This window comes from Streptomyces sp. R302, from assembly GCF_012927245.1.
GTDB lineage: Bacteria > Actinomycetota > Actinomycetes > Streptomycetales > Streptomycetaceae > Streptomyces.
The window spans coordinates 30180-43717 of the sequence record NZ_JABBGE010000017.1 but is presented as its reverse complement, the minus strand read 5'-3'; the positions used below and the strand labels follow the sequence as shown (position 1 = coordinate 43717).

The 13538-nt window shown below is 70.5% G+C and carries 17 protein-coding genes; 16 read left to right on the top strand and 1 reads right to left on the bottom strand.

The window, feature by feature from the left end:
* Positions 1-800 precede the first annotated feature (800 nt).
* The 12 genes from HHL19_RS35420 (at position 801) to HHL19_RS35365 (ending at position 10496) form a co-directional block, all read left to right on the top strand.
* Positions 801-1376, top strand: a complete 576-nt coding sequence (locus HHL19_RS35420; protein ID WP_169094525.1) for a hypothetical protein — start codon at positions 801-803, stop codon at positions 1374-1376.
* A gap of 12 nt (positions 1377-1388) precedes the next feature.
* Positions 1389-1601: a hypothetical protein gene (locus tag HHL19_RS35415; protein WP_169094524.1), complete on the top strand. Its 213-nt coding sequence runs from the start codon at positions 1389-1391 to the stop codon at positions 1599-1601.
* Between the two features lie 60 nt (positions 1602-1661).
* Positions 1662-3593: an NUDIX domain-containing protein gene (locus HHL19_RS35410; RefSeq protein WP_169094523.1), complete on the top strand. Its 1932-nt coding sequence runs from the start codon at positions 1662-1664 to the stop codon at positions 3591-3593.
* Between the two features lie 222 nt (positions 3594-3815).
* Entirely contained in the window at positions 3816-5114 is a 1299-nt protein-coding gene (locus HHL19_RS35405) for a phage major capsid protein (protein WP_169094522.1), read from the top strand.
* Positions 5115-5196: 82 nt separating this feature from the next.
* Positions 5197-5472: a hypothetical protein gene (locus tag HHL19_RS35400; RefSeq protein WP_169094521.1), complete on the top strand. Its 276-nt coding sequence runs from the start codon at positions 5197-5199 to the stop codon at positions 5470-5472.
* Positions 5469-6710, top strand: coding sequence for a hypothetical protein (locus tag HHL19_RS35395; RefSeq protein ID WP_240982071.1), 1242 nt, complete (start codon positions 5469-5471; stop codon positions 6708-6710). The genes HHL19_RS35400 and HHL19_RS35395 overlap by 4 nt, the downstream gene beginning before the upstream one ends.
* A gap of 38 nt (positions 6711-6748) precedes the next feature.
* The gene (locus HHL19_RS35390) at positions 6749-7492 is read left to right on the top strand and encodes a hypothetical protein (protein WP_169094519.1); all 744 of its coding nucleotides are present in this window, start codon (positions 6749-6751) and stop codon (positions 7490-7492) included.
* 118 nt (positions 7493-7610) lie between these two features.
* Positions 7611-8072 (top strand): IPT/TIG domain-containing protein, encoded by a 462-nt coding sequence (locus tag HHL19_RS35385; RefSeq protein ID WP_346768575.1) that lies wholly within the window; start codon positions 7611-7613, stop codon positions 8070-8072.
* Between the two features lie 145 nt (positions 8073-8217).
* On the top strand, positions 8218-8748 hold the full coding sequence (locus HHL19_RS35380) for a hypothetical protein (RefSeq protein WP_169094518.1): 531 nt from the start codon (positions 8218-8220) through the stop codon (positions 8746-8748).
* Positions 8745-9611: a hypothetical protein gene (locus tag HHL19_RS35375; RefSeq protein WP_169094517.1), complete on the top strand. Its 867-nt coding sequence runs from the start codon at positions 8745-8747 to the stop codon at positions 9609-9611. The genes HHL19_RS35380 and HHL19_RS35375 overlap by 4 nt, the downstream gene beginning before the upstream one ends.
* A gap of 16 nt (positions 9612-9627) precedes the next feature.
* Positions 9628-9960, top strand: coding sequence for a hypothetical protein (locus HHL19_RS35370; protein WP_169094516.1), 333 nt, complete (start codon positions 9628-9630; stop codon positions 9958-9960).
* Positions 9960-10496 carry a hypothetical protein gene (locus HHL19_RS35365; protein WP_169094515.1) on the top strand — a complete coding sequence of 179 codons (537 nt, stop codon included), beginning with the start codon at positions 9960-9962 and terminating at the stop codon, positions 10494-10496. The genes HHL19_RS35370 and HHL19_RS35365 overlap by 1 nt, the downstream gene beginning before the upstream one ends.
* Here the strand turns inward: HHL19_RS35365 and HHL19_RS35360 are convergent.
* The gene (locus HHL19_RS35360) at positions 10493-11278 is read right to left on the bottom strand and encodes a hypothetical protein (protein ID WP_169094514.1); all 786 of its coding nucleotides are present in this window, start codon (positions 11276-11278) and stop codon (positions 10493-10495) included. The genes HHL19_RS35365 and HHL19_RS35360 overlap by 4 nt on opposite strands.
* Positions 11279-11419: 141 nt before the next feature.
* Here HHL19_RS35360 and HHL19_RS35355 point away from each other — a divergent pair, with 141 nt between their 5' ends.
* The 4 genes from HHL19_RS35355 (at position 11420) to HHL19_RS38340 (ending at position 13429) form a co-directional block, all read left to right on the top strand.
* Entirely contained in the window at positions 11420-11698 is a 279-nt protein-coding gene (locus HHL19_RS35355) for a hypothetical protein (RefSeq protein WP_169094513.1), read from the top strand.
* Complete coding sequence (locus HHL19_RS35350; RefSeq protein WP_169094512.1) at positions 11698-12123, top strand: hypothetical protein; 426 nt, start codon at positions 11698-11700, stop codon at positions 12121-12123. The genes HHL19_RS35355 and HHL19_RS35350 overlap by 1 nt, the downstream gene beginning before the upstream one ends.
* 71 nt (positions 12124-12194) lie before the next feature.
* Positions 12195-12788 (top strand): hypothetical protein, encoded by a 594-nt coding sequence (locus tag HHL19_RS35345; RefSeq protein ID WP_169094511.1) that lies wholly within the window; start codon positions 12195-12197, stop codon positions 12786-12788.
* A 101-nt stretch (positions 12789-12889) separates the two neighbouring features.
* Positions 12890-13429, top strand: coding sequence for a hypothetical protein (locus HHL19_RS38340; RefSeq protein WP_169094510.1), 540 nt, complete (start codon positions 12890-12892; stop codon positions 13427-13429).
* Positions 13430-13538: the final 109 nt, after the last annotated feature.

The window sequence follows — 13538 nt, the reverse complement described above, 5'->3', positions numbered from 1 at the left end:
TTTCGCAGGTCAGAGGCTTGCGGGGATCCCGCCCTCTTACTGCAATCGAAACAACCTCAACTCGGAGGCTTCCCGCGCACGAGGCAGCAGCGACAAGGACATGGCCCCGCTGCCCACCGTTGGGGGACATCGCCACTCGCAGGGCGCTAGCGCTGAGGCACTGGACCCGCCGCTATCGAGCGCGTGCCCTACAGCCGTCGTTCAGCGACGCCTGCCCCTGCTCCGCGCCGGCCCGGGGGGCCGGTGCTCGCGAAGGCGCTCCCCATCAATCCAGGAGGAGGTCACGGGTAGGCTGAGGTACCTCCGTACGCCGTCCTCCAGCTCTCCACACGCTGTGGTTGCTTGGCTGTGGCTGGGCTTCACGAGTACTGGTTACCGAAAGCATCTCCTCATCTGAGGGTCGTTCGGGGTGGGTCCGATAGGCCGCCTAAGGTCCAGGATCCTCCGTAGCCACGTTCCATGGCGGCTGCGGGACTTGTGGGACGACTGAAAAGCGCTGGCAGCGGGAGGAGCGGGTCGGGGGCGCTGAGCGGGCGTCAGGCGGCCCCGGAACGCGGCTGGGCGCTTGTACCCCCGCTGTCACGGGTGCGGACACGTAAGGCGACCGCATCGCCCGCCTGTGGGTGATGGGGAGCTGGCTGCTGCCGTGATGTGGTCATGCGCCGTACCGCAGGAGCCAGGAGGCTCCTGCGGTACGGCCGTCGGCAGCAACGCGTTCGGCGACTTCTTGAGGATCGGATCCGGGGCCTGCACACAGACCTCCGCGGGACGTTACCCGCGGCACCGTGCAAGCTCCGCCCGTGACCAGATATGGATTCGCCATCAAGGCCCTCCCGTCGACAGGCAAGCCCTTCGACGAGGACGACGAGGAGGAGCTGCCGCCCACCAACGACACCGAACAGCCCCCTCCCCCAGGCCCCGATGAGCCGGCCGCGCCGACGGACGACCCCACCGGTGACGAAGACGAGCCACTGGACTCATCCCCGGACGACACGGCAGAGACCGCTGACACCGCTGAGCAGTCGGAGACGGTCCCTCCTGAGGACGACTCGCGTCCCTGGGGCGGCGACCTGTACAACGAGGGTGACGAGAGCGACCCCGACAACGCCTTCGCCGGATACTCCGGGAGCGACGGAGAGCAAGCCTGGCTCGACCGGGCGACAGACGGCACACTGACCGGATGGGTACGTGACTCCACCGGCCAGGTCTGGCGGTACAGCGACCCCGACGCGTGGGCAACCGATGTGGACGGAGCACAGATGACCCGCACCCACGGCCCCGACTCCAACCAGGATCCGGGCGCGTCGGCCGACCCCGCCCCCCAGGGCGCCGACGACGGCCTCGGTGCACAAGACCCGCTGTTCGCGAGCCAGTAGGGAGCGCCGATCGTGCAGATGAACCGCCAGACGGCTCTCGGCCTCATCGGTGAAGGGAAGGCCGCGTACGCCCAGGGCAACCCCTCCGACGCGTCCCCTTACAACCAGCTCGGAGGCGTCGAGGACCGCTTCGGCTACCGCTACTGGATCCGCGGCTGGCTCGAGGCCCGATCCGCGGCCGAGACGCAGGCGACGGAAGACGCGACGACCACCGCAGGACAGTAACCACGCGCGATCGGCACGGTGCCCGGCGGCCCCACTGTCCACCCGCCGGAGGTTCCCGCCGTGCCGACCGCCGCTCCACCCACCCGATCCGAACGCCCGACCGTCATGCCGCGCGGCAGCAGCCGGGCCATCTACGCCGTCACCGGCATGGTCGACGAAGTCGAGGACCTCATCCTCCCCGGGGCCTTCACCGCCACGCTGGCCAAGCGCCCGGTCAAGACGGTGTGGCACCACGAGTGGAAAGACCCGGTCGGGGTCGTGGTCCACGTCGAAGAGTGGATGCCGGGCGACCCCCGCTTCGCTGACGTCCCCGACTGGCCGGCCGAAGCCGGCGCCTTGGTCGCCACCGTCCACTACAACCTGCAGACCAAGCAGGGACGAGACGCCTACCAGCAGGTCAAGCAGTGGCACGAGCACAAGCAGGCCGCGTTCTCCATCGGCTACCGCGTCCCGGCCGGCGGCGCCCGCCGCCGCGGCGACGGCGTTCGCGTCATCCACCAGCTCGACCTCTACGAGGTCTCACCCGTCCTGCACGGCGCACACCCGCTGACCCGATCCCTCGAAGTGAAGTCGGCTGCCGCCGGGCCCGGCAGCAGCCTCGAGCTCGAGCACAAGACGGCACCCTCCTACAGCAGGGTCGACGACACGCTCCTGGCCGGCGACCAGGCCATCAAGGTCGCGGGGCTCGCCCTCAAGGCAGCCGACACCGGCCGAGTCCTGATGATCCAGCGCGCCCTCGACCCCGAGGACCCCGCCGCCGGCACCTGGGAGTTCCCCGGCGGCCACCTGGAGAAGAGCGAGGACGCAGCCTCCGCCGCCGTCCGCGAATGGAACGAGGAGACCGGCGCCACGCTCCCCGACGGCACGAACATCGTCGGCTCCTGGACGGCCCCGACCGGCATCTACCGCGGCTACGTCGCGGTCACGCCCACCGAATCCGCCGTGCCGATCAACACCCCCCACAGCGAGCGCCCCACCGCGAACCCGGACGACCCCACCGGCGACGCCACGGAGGTGACCGCCTGGTGGCCGATCACCGCGCTGCCCGACATGCCGCTCCTGCGGCCGGAATGCCGCGACACCCCGTGGCAGCTCCTCGCCGGCGCAGCTCTTCCCCAGGGCCTCGCCGCCGCCCCGCCCGTCCCGAACGTCCTCGAGGCGATCATCGACGCCACCCGCGGCGGCGAGGCCCGCACCGAGGAGAAGTCCGCGCGCGCCGCCGTACAGGCCGCGCGCGCCGTACCGCGCGTCGAGCACAAGTCCGCCCGCTCCACGGTCCTCGAGGCCAAGAGCCAGCCGATCCCCCTGGAGGGCCCCATGAAGACGTCCACGCCCCTGCCCGAGTCCCAGGAGCAGTTCCACGGCCGCCTGTCCGACGCCGTCCGAGAGCTCCTCAGCCGGGACGGCGCCTGGACCTGCGTGGAAGGCACCTACCCGGACCGGGTCATCGTGACCGTGCACAGCGAGGAGGAGCACGGCAGCAGCCACTACTCCATCCCGTACGCGGTCGCGGCCGACGGCGCCATCACCCTGGACACTCCCCAGCCGGTCGAGCTCGCCACCATCGTCGTGCCCGAAGGGACCGCCGCCCACCGCGCCGCCACCGCTGACGAGGACGTGGACGCCCGCGTTGTACAGCCCACCGCCACCGCGCTCGCCGACGCCACGGCCCGCGTCAGCAGCACCACGGCCGGCCCCGAACAGCTCGGCGGGGTCCGGGACGCCGTACGGGAGCTGATCGCCGCCCTCTCCGAGAAGGGGCTCGACGTCACCGAAGACGACGATGCGCCTGCGCCGTCGTCGGCCGCGTTCGACCTGTGGGACGAGGACGAGGAGGACATGCCAGAGGACGAAGGCGACGCCCCTGACGCCCCCGCGGACGATGACGAGGAAGACATGCCGGAGCTGCCCCCGGCGCCCGCCGAGGACGAGGGCACCGTCCGTCTGGACATGGACGAGGTGAAGGACGCCCTGGCCCTCATGCGGATCTGAGTGACACCCCTCAGGCCTCCGCCACAACTGCCGGGCCACGCGGCCGCCTTCCGAAAACCGCAGGTCAAACACCATGAGCTGCCCACGCGAGACGACCTTGACGGGCAGCACGCGACGTTAACCACCCCGTCCCCGTTTCATGCGCCTCGCGTTGAGGCGTCCCGGTGCTGGCCGGGCGAGCGACGCACGTCATCGCCCATCCAGCACAGGGAGCCCACCCCAATGCCCACCGAGACCACCGACCGCATCAAGGAACTGCAGAAGGCGCTCCAGACCAAGTCCGCCGAGGCCGAGACCATCAGCCAGACCTTCAAGGTCGAGGACGGCGGCCAGTTCGTCGTCTCCCCCGAACAGGCGGCCGCGTTCCGCAAGGTCTCCGCCGAGGCCAAGGAGATCAAGTCCCTCATCGACGCCGAGCAGGGCCTCACCGAGATCAAGCAGTACCTCGAGGCGCCGGAGCGCCCGCCGGCCGCGGCCACCCACTACGGCCAGACCCCCGGCATCGAGGAGAAGTCCCTCGGTGACCTGTTCGTCGAGTCCGGCTCCTACCAGCGCGCCACCCAGTCCGAGTTCCGCGACAAGCCGTACATCCGCGCCGACATCGAGGGGAAGTCCATCTTCTCGCTCTCCGCCGGCTCGGTGACCCACCAGGTCCTCGGCTCCGCGCAGAACCTCGGCATCGCCGAGCGCCCCTTCCGCAAGATGCACGTGCGGGACCTCTTCCCGAAGTCCACGACCAAGAACGCCGTCCTCTACGGCGCCCGTGAGACCGGCTGGACCAACGCGGCCCGGCAGGTCAAGGAGCGGTACGCCGCCGACGGCACCTCGCCGGCGACCGGCGCCGACACCGACACCTGGGGTAGGGCCCCCCGGTCGAAGCTGACCCTTACGCCGACGTTGTATCCGGTCGCAGAAATTTCCCATCTCCTGGACGCCCACAAGAATGTGCTTTCGGACGAACCGCGTCTCAAGACGTTCATCAACACCCGCATGGTCGAGGGTGTGAAGTACGCGGAGGACTGGGATCTGCTCCACAGCGTCGGTGACGGCCAGTCCCTGACCGGCATCTACAACACCCCCGGTGTGCAGCAGTACACCGGCTTCGCCTCCGACCAGTACTCCGTCCAGATCCGGCGCGCGATCACCAAGGCGCTGCTGGCCGAGTACGACCCGACCGGCATTGTCCTGTCGCCCACGATGTGGGAGCACGTCGAGGTCGAGGAGGACAAGAACGGCGCCTTCCGCGTTGCCATCGCCGTCGCCATCGGCGCGGAGAAGAAGGTCTGGCGGCTCAACGTCGTCGAGACGACCGCGATGGCCGACAGCGACTTCCTCATCGGCGCGTTCGGTCTCGGCGCCCAGCTCCACGACCGCGAGAACGTCTCCGTCACCGTCTCCTCGGAGAACGCCGAGAACTACGAAAAGGGTCTGATCACGTTCCGCGCCGACGAGCGGCTCGCGCTCGAGATCCCGCGCCCGGAATCCTTCGTGATCGGCAAGTGGACCACCCCGGCCCCGTAAGCCACCCGGCCACGAGGGGGCGCGCCCGGGCCTTCGGGTGCGCCCCCTCCCCCGTACCACCATCACGACGACGGAGGACCTGGTGATCGAGAAGCAGTTCGCCGGCCTTGCTGCCGACCTGGAAGCGCTCACCGTTGACCCCGGCCCGCAGAAGGGCCCCCGCTGCAGTGTCGCCGCCTACCTGGACACCGTGGACGCGGATACCGCCGCGCTGCTGCGCACCGTGCTGGACAACCCCACGGTTCAGACGTCGCACATCGCCAAGACCCTCGCCCGGCACGGCGTGCAGATCACCGCACCCACCGTTGGCCGTCATCGGCGGCGGGGCGAGCCCAACGGATGCAGGTGCGAGCGATGAAGCTGACCGACGGCCTCCAGGCCCTCCTCGAGCCCGCCGAGCACAGCCGCGCCCCTGAGGCCCGCCGCGTGCATCCGGCGGCGCCGAAGGGCTGGGAGAGCGGCGTGCGCTACGAGCCCGGCGGCACCATCGTCGTCACCGCCCCGCCCGCCCCCGAGCACCCCGCCGGCGAGGCGGAATGGCGGGCCCGCGTCGAAGAGATGGGCCTGGCCGTCCCCGAAGGGTTCCGCGTCCGCCTGGTCGAGGCCAAGCACGACCCGGCCGCCTGGCACCGCGACGCCCAGGGCGAGGACGCCGTCACCCGCGCGGTGTGGCGCTGCCGGTACGTCATCGAGCCGGCCGCGCCCGCGTGGATGTCCGCCGGCGACGTCGACGCCCTCGTTCGTGACGCGATGCGCCGCCGCCGCAAGCCGCGCACTGCCGCCGACACCGTTGAGCGCGCCCTCGTCGTCGCCTACGCCGACGCCCAGGCCGGGAAGGTGGGCCGCGACGGCGGCACGCCCGAGCTCATCGCCCGCGTCGCCGACCGGTTCGACCGCCTCGACGACCACATCCGCGACCTCAAGACGGTGGGCCGCGGCCCCACCGCCGCCTACTGGCTCGACGCCGGCGACTGCATCGAGGGCTTTGAGAACGTCGCCTCGCAGATGTTCACCAACGACTTGGCCCTGACCGAGATGGTCCGCATCCACCGCCGCATCACGTTCGAGGGCCTGGACCGCCTCGCCGGCCGGTTCGGCCGCGTCGTCGCCGCGACCTGCGGCTCCAACCACGCCCGGGTGCGCCGCGGCAAGGAAGCCGTCGGGCCGCCCGTCGACGACTGGGGGATCGAGGTCATGTCCCAGGTCGCCGACGGATTCGCCCGCAACCCGGACGCCTACAGCCACGTCAACTTCGTGATGCCGGAACGGTGGCGCGACACCGTAAGCCTCAACGTCGCCGGGAAGATCGTGGGCCTCGCCCACGGCCACCAGTTCCCCCGGCCGGACAAGGTCGGCGACTGGTGGAGGGGACAGACCTTCGGCCGCCAGCCCATCGCCGACGCCGACATCCTGCTCACCGGCCACTTCCACCACTTCCGCGCCCAGCAGATGGGCGCCGGCCGGCTCTGGCTCCAGGCCCCGCCCCTCGACAACGGCTCCGACTGGTTCGCCGTCCGGTCCGGCGAGGTCTCCAAAGCCGGCCTGCTCGTCTTCAGCGTCGGCCCGGACGGCTGGGAAGACCTCCGGATCCTCTGAGCGCGACGCAAGCCGCCCGGCGCCTGCACGGTCCCCGCATGACACCCAGACGACGGTGGCTCCTGACCACCTACAAAGACGGCTCCTCCGCCGACACCTACAAGTGGACCCTTCCGGCGTGGGCCGGGAAGCTCCCCGACGGCCGTAACTACAACACCTGCCCGGGCGCATCGGCCTGCGCCCCGCTCTGCTACGCCCGAACGGGCACCTACCGCTTCCGCACCGTGAAGGCCGCGCACGAAGCGAACCTCATGATGGTGCTCGACGACCTCCCCGGCTGGGAGGCGGCAATGAAGGCCGAGCTCCAGCACAAGCGCTACCGCGGCGGCAAGTTCGTTCGCTGCCACGACGCCGGCGACTTCTTCAGCGTGGAGTACCTGCAGGCCTGGCTCCGCATTTTCCGGGCCACCCCGGACGTCACGTTCTACGCGTACACGAAGAGCATTCCGATGTTCCTCGAGCACGTGAAGCCCAATCCGCCCCCCAACTTCAAGTGGGTCTTCTCCCTCGGTGGGCGCTGGGACCACCTCATCGACCTCGAGACCGAGCGGCACGTCGACGTCTTCCCCGACGAGGCGTCGGTTGAGGAGGCCGGCTACACCTCTCGCGGTGACCTTGGGGACCTCGTGTCGATCCTGGGGCCGCGGCGCGTCGGTCTTCCCGCGAACAACATCAAGCACCTGAAGACCAAGCAGGCCGGCAAGCGGTTCAGCGAGCTCCAGCGGGAGCGGGACAAGCGCCGCCGCGGCCCCGGGAAGCAGTTCCGCGACAGCCGGCCGTGACCGCCACCAGGCCGACCAAGATCGTTTTAGTCCAATTGGCCAGGTCCCTTGCCGCCGTGCGACCCAAGCCCACCCCACCCCCTGCCCTCCACCCACACCACCATCAGGAAGGACCACCGTGCTCTACAAGGAAGACGGCACCCTCATCAAGAAGGCGACGTTCCCCGCGACCGCCGTCACCGACCCCCTCATGCGTCTGACCGCGGACGTCTACGAGACCAAGCCCTACGGTCCCGGCGACGGACGCCCCGAAGGCTCCCGGCTCCACCTGCTTCACCAGGCCGGTACGGTCCTGCCTCAGTCCGAGATCGACCGCCTCTTCGCGCCGGCGGCCACGATCACCACCATCAGCCCCGTCTCCGGCCCCGCCGCCGGCGGCACCACCGTGACCATCAAGGGCACCCGCCTCGCAGGCGTGACCGCGGTCAACTTCGGCGCCACGCCCGGCACCACGCTGACGGTCGTCTCCGACACCGAACTGCGCGTCAAGACCCCCGCCGGTGCGGCCGGAGCCGTCAACGTCGTCGTGGCCGCCGACTCCGGCAACACCACCAAGAACGCCGCCTTCACCTACGCCTGATCCAGCACCCCACGGTGGCCCCGCGTCCCCGACGACGCGGGGCCACCCTCACCGTTCTGCCGCACCGCGCCAGGACGCGACGCAAGCAACACCCGGTGTGCAAGGTGCGCGCCATCCAGACCACCAGCCCGACAGGGAGCCACCCATGGCAGGCACCACCCGCACCCGCAAGACCACCACGGCCGCCGAGACCGCCCCGCCGGCGGCCACGCCGGACACCGCCACCGACGCCGCCCCGCTCACCCCGGCCGAACCGGCCGCCGAGGAGGACACCGCGGCGGCCGATACCCCGGTGCCGCCGGACGCCGCCCCTCTCGAGCCCCCGGTCACCCACGAAGCACCGCCCGCGCCCGCCGCCCCCCTCTACGCCCACCCGACCGAAGTCATCCCCGACGACGCGCACCTCGCCGACGTCATCCTCGACGACGCCACCGGACTCCCGCCCGCCGACATCGACGCCGTCTTCAGGCAGCTCACCGAGTACGGATCGATCCTCATCTGCACCGTCCGCCTGGTCGAGAGCACCTACCTCGGCCCGCACAGCACCCCCGTCCACCGACTCCTGCAGCCCGCCGGCGCCCACGTCTCCGAGAGCATCGCCGCCCGCATCCGCGAGCGCCTCGTCGCACAGGCCGCGTGCGTTGCCGCGGCCGCCGACCAGCAGGGGGCGGAGTGACCTACGACTACGAACCGATGTACGCCGGGGCGTACTACGACCCCGCCCCGGCCGGCGGCCAGGTGACGAGCCTGTCCCTGTACGACGGCCCCGACAGGACGACCCTCGTCGCGGCCACCACCGAACCGGCGATCCGGCTGCGCCCCGGGGTGTACCGCTTCGAGCTGCCCGACGTGCCGCCCGGCCGATACTGGGCGTCCGTCGCCTTCATCCCGAGCGAGGGCGCCGCGCCCGTCCGCGACCAGGCCGTCCGCCTCGACCTGCCGCTCGGACTGGGCACCGTCACTTCCCCGGAGGCCGTAGCGGAGCACATCGGGATCCCCCTCCCGCTCACCGCCGAGCAGCGCGACGCCCTCCTGACCGCCATCCGCAACGCGCAAGCCGACGTCGTCGGCTACCTCGGCCAGCCCATCGTCCCCACGCTCGTCACCCACACCGGCCTCACTCCCCGATGGCAGCGCGAGGAGGACCTCGACGACGTCGAGACCTGGCCCGTCGAGATGGACGACCAGGCCGAGGTGAGCTCCTACCGCCCGCGCGGGGACGGCACATACGACGTCGACTTCCGTGTCGGCTTCGACGGGGCCGCCAACACCGCGGTCGTCCGCTACGTGACCGCGCACGCCGCGGAATCGGAACGACAGCGGCCCGGCAGCGCCGCCGGCGGCGAAGGCCGCAGGGTGTCCTCCGTGAGCGCGGAGGGACAGGCGATCTCCTACGAGCCCGCGCCCGCCGCCGGTCAGGCCGGAGCCCTTCCGGCCCTGACCAGCCTGGCCCGCTGGCGGCGCCTCCTCTACCAGCCCGTCCAGAACCCCGCCCGAGCGCCCTGGCCCTATTCCCCCGGCCGCGGCCGGGGCCGCTGACAGGAGCAGAAGACCTATGGCCGTCGTGCTGCCGAACGCCACGCTCACCGTGCACGTCCTCGCCCACCCCTGGGCGCGCGACACCAACGGTGTCCCCGTGCCGCCCAACCCCAACCAGCGCCCCGCCCCCCGCGGCACCTGGCCCGGGTCGGTCCTCGAGCAGCCCGACGGCACATGGACCGTACGGCTCGACCCACGCGCTTGGCCGGTCGCGGGCGGCGACACCGTCACCGACGAGACCGGCCGCTCCTGGACGCTGGCCACCACCCGCCTGCACGCCGTCCCCGGCTGCCCCGCCGTCGACTACGTCCAGGCGACCGCCACCCGCAACCCGCCCGAGACCCCCTGATGGCCGGCGCGAAGTTCACCCCCGCCAAGGGCCTCGAGGAGCAGCTCGCCCGCATGGTCGCCCCCGCCGTCCGCAGCATCGCCCAGCAGGTCGAAGTCGAAGCGAAGCGCCTGGCCCCACCCGTCAAGAAGTGGGTGACCATGGGCGACAACAAGGTCCGCCCCACCCACGTCGAGGCCAACGGCCAAGAGGTCCCCGACAACCTCCGCTTCAAGCTCACCTCGATGGACTGGGACATCAAGCACCGCGGCGTCGGCGCCCACACCTACATGATCCGGCCCAAGGACGAGTCCTCCCGCGCGGTCGCCAACCTGAAGAACTGCCGGTGCACCGTGCACCGGGACCCCGACGGCATCGCCCAGCACATCAACACCGGTCAGCCGATCGTGGCCGGCAAGAAGGTGACCGTCACCGTCTCCGTACGGGCCCCGCTGGTTGTCGAAGCCGAAGTCGGCACGGTCTACCCCGGCAACCTGCGTGCCGACGGCACCTTCTTCATGTCCCGCGCAGCCGCAATTGTTGCCGCCCGTCGTTAACGTGCGACCCCGTTGACCGCCGGCAACGACTTCCGGATCGTGATGAGGGCGACCACGACCTCGTGAGCAGCATCCGCATCGTCCCGAAGGTGCTCGATCGCCTTCTCGAGAGCAGATTCCGTGACGGGTTCGCCACGCACATGGCGATCGAGGCTCCTACGAGGACCTCCTTGGTTACTCATGAGGCGCCCGTTGACACGGCCATCCAGCACCCGTACCGCCGACCTGAGCGCGACATGATCAGCACGAGCCATCCACTGCACGCCGGCATCCTCGAGCCGCGGGCGGACTTCCATGTCGAGCCGATGCCAGACCTCGCTGACACTCGTCAGCCAAGGAACGAAGGAGTTGGCCCGTGAAGTGAAGGCCGCCTGGATCGCATCGTGCCTGCGCTCGAAAGTCTCTGAGACGGCAAGGGAAGAAGCAGGAGAGGGAGTCTTAGGCCAAGCATGCACCGCCTGGCGGAACTGTTGGTTGGCGGTGCGCAGACGAATGAGGTCCGCGTACGCGTCATCGAGCTCAAGCTGACGGAAGCCACTGAGGACGATCTGTTCGAACTCAAGCGCCGTGTTCAGGCCTCGACGGCGGGCCGCCTGCTGAGCCACCGCTTCGGCTTGCAGCGAGCCAAGATGGGAAAGCACCACCAAGGCGAAGGGGACACCGATGAGCAAGCCCGTAAAGCTCGAGAGCAGGTTCGTCAGGAAGCTACGGTCGTCCCACCACCCAAGTCCGTCTCCGACGATTCCGAGAGCCGCGCATACGATCCCGGACGGAATTCCCACCCAGGCGACTCTCCGGATCGGCTTCGGAAGCTGAATCCACCGCGTCACCAGGGACAGCAGACGCTGCCTTGCCACAGACCCCCCTCATTGAGCTGTTGCGATGGGACGACACTAGCGGTCGGCATGTGCACAGTGCGGGCCATGGCCACGAACACCACCACCAAGAAGCCCGCCGCCCCCACTGCCGTGGAACAGCCCTCCGACGCTGACGTCGTCACCCAGCCCGCTCCCGCGCCGCGACCGCCGGCCCTCGCCGGGCCTGTCGGTCCGGCCGTGAACCCCTTCGAGGCGCCGGTCACCATCACGCTGTCGCACCACCTCGAGGTCGACGGCACCCACTACACGCCGGGCGACGAGATCCTCGTCTCCCCGGAGTACGCCGAGCGTCTGCGCGTGCAGGGCTACACCCCCCGGTCCTGATGAACGCCCTCACCCTCGCGGACGCGGACCCGGTATCAACCGTCCTCGCCTGGCTGCAGGAACACCCGGAGGCCGCCGAAGCTCTCGGCGGCCCCGGCCGAGTCTCCGGCATCCAGGAGGCCCCATGGCCCCACCTACGGGTCTCCCCCGGAGCCGGCGGCGACCTGCGGGACCTGCGCTGGGGCATCACCCCCGAGGTGACGCTCGAGGCGTACGGAGACCCAGGCGGCTGGCCCGGACAAGCCGAACTCCGCCGGATTCTTCTGCGCTGCGCGACGGCCACCCTCGAGCTCGCCGAGCAGCCCCGACGCCCCGGCCGGCCGGTCGTCAGCGACGTCAGACCGTCCGGACTGCTGCTGTGGAGCCCCCTCGTCGACGGCCAGCCCCGGTGGCTGATGAACCTCGCCGTCACCCTCCACCCATAGCCACGCGACGCAAAGCCGGTCCGCTCCCCATGCTGACCCGGCCCTGGAACCAAACCCCGAGGAGCCCCGCCATGGCAGGCGAGACCGCCAACCCCAACCAGCTCGTCATCCCTCAGATTGCCCGCCTGTGGCTCGCAGCGGTCGGAACGGCCGCCCCGGCCGACGCCACCGTCGCCATGCCCGCCGGCTGGCAGGCCGTCGGCTACACCAACCCCGACAGCCTCAAGTTCAACACCGAACCCAGCTTCGAGACCGTCAAGTCCCACCAGGCCTCCCTCCCGACCCGCATCTTCCAGACGGACGACGCGGCCACGATCGAGATCGACCTCCAGCAGTGGTCCGGCGCCAACTTCCGGGCCGTCTACGGCGGCGGCACGATCACCGAGGTCACCCCGAGCGGCGGCACCACTGAACCGAAGCACTACAAGTTCGTTCCGCCCCGCATCGGCGGCCGCTCGGAGACCGCCGCGTGCATCGAGATCGCCGACGGCTCCAAGCACTACCGCTACATGTTCCCGCGCACGATGCAGATGGAAGGCGTCGCCACGGACCTCGCGAAGGCCAAGGAAGCCACGCTCCCCCTGCGCCTCGCTGTGCAGGGTGGCGACGATCTCGAAGCCTGGTACACGCTCACCGACGACCCGGCCTTCGCGCCCGTGCCGTAACCCCCGTCAGCGGCAGCGCGCGACACAAGTACCCCCGCTTGCGACCGTCCACGCGCTGCCGCTACCGGCCCACCAACACCACCGAGGAAGGCCCGCCCCGCATGTCCACCATCACGTACGCCATCGACGCCGTCGCCGCCCGCCGCGAGACCCAGTACCCCCACGGCATCGCCGTCCGCTACACCGAGGACCTCGACCTGTACTTCCCGGCGCAGCTGCCGGCAGACACGCTCGACCCGCTCCTGTCTGACGAGCTCGACCTCTTCGGCCTGATCGGGGAGATCTTCAGCGCCACCGGCGGCGAGGCCGGCATCAACGACATCGTCACGGCCGTCTTCCGCCGCCCGCGCCTGCCGCGGCTGTTCCTCGAAGCGGTCCGCGAGGCCTTCGCCAAGCTCCTGGGTAAGGCGCAGTACGCCGACTTCATCGCCACCAGGCCCGGCCTGGAGGATTACATCTTCCTCACCACCATGCTGACCAAGATCTACGGGGTGCAGGTGGGAAAGCTCTTGGGACTGGGCGGCTCCTCCGAGAACGGTGGGCCGACGTCGAGTCCGACCTCTCCCGCTACCACCAGCTCGACGCCCGACGACTCTGGCTCCGGCCCGACCACCCCGACTTCCTCGGGCTCCGGCGTCTGATCGCTCTGCTCGACGGCCTACCGGACGACTCCCGCGTCCAGTCCGGGCCCGCGCACGGATGGACGGTCACCACCGAGCTCCTGGCGCAGCTCATCGAGGAAGTCGCCCT

Excerpts from the sequence above, each read along its gene's own strand:
- HHL19_RS35355 (WP_169094513.1), top strand. The coding sequence starts at position 11,420 with ATGGCCACGAACACCACCACCAAGAAGCCCGCCGCCCCCACTGCCGTG.
- HHL19_RS35380 (WP_169094518.1), top strand. The coding sequence starts at position 8,218 with ATGGCAGGCACCACCCGCACCCGCAAGACCACCACGGCCGCCGAGACC.
- HHL19_RS35345 (WP_169094511.1), top strand. The coding sequence starts at position 12,195 with ATGGCAGGCGAGACCGCCAACCCCAACCAGCTCGTCATCCCTCAGATT.
- HHL19_RS35350 (WP_169094512.1), top strand. The coding sequence starts at position 11,698 with ATGAACGCCCTCACCCTCGCGGACGCGGACCCGGTATCAACCGTCCTC.
- HHL19_RS35370 (WP_169094516.1), top strand. The coding sequence starts at position 9,628 with ATGGCCGTCGTGCTGCCGAACGCCACGCTCACCGTGCACGTCCTCGCC.
- HHL19_RS35395 (WP_240982071.1), top strand. The coding sequence starts at position 5,469 with ATGAAGCTGACCGACGGCCTCCAGGCCCTCCTCGAGCCCGCCGAGCAC.
- HHL19_RS35365 (WP_169094515.1), top strand. The coding sequence starts at position 9,960 with ATGGCCGGCGCGAAGTTCACCCCCGCCAAGGGCCTCGAGGAGCAGCTC.
- HHL19_RS35390 (WP_169094519.1), top strand. The coding sequence starts at position 6,749 with ATGACACCCAGACGACGGTGGCTCCTGACCACCTACAAAGACGGCTCC.
- HHL19_RS35405 (WP_169094522.1), top strand. The coding sequence starts at position 3,816 with ATGCCCACCGAGACCACCGACCGCATCAAGGAACTGCAGAAGGCGCTC.
- HHL19_RS38340 (WP_169094510.1), top strand. The coding sequence starts at position 12,890 with ATGTCCACCATCACGTACGCCATCGACGCCGTCGCCGCCCGCCGCGAG.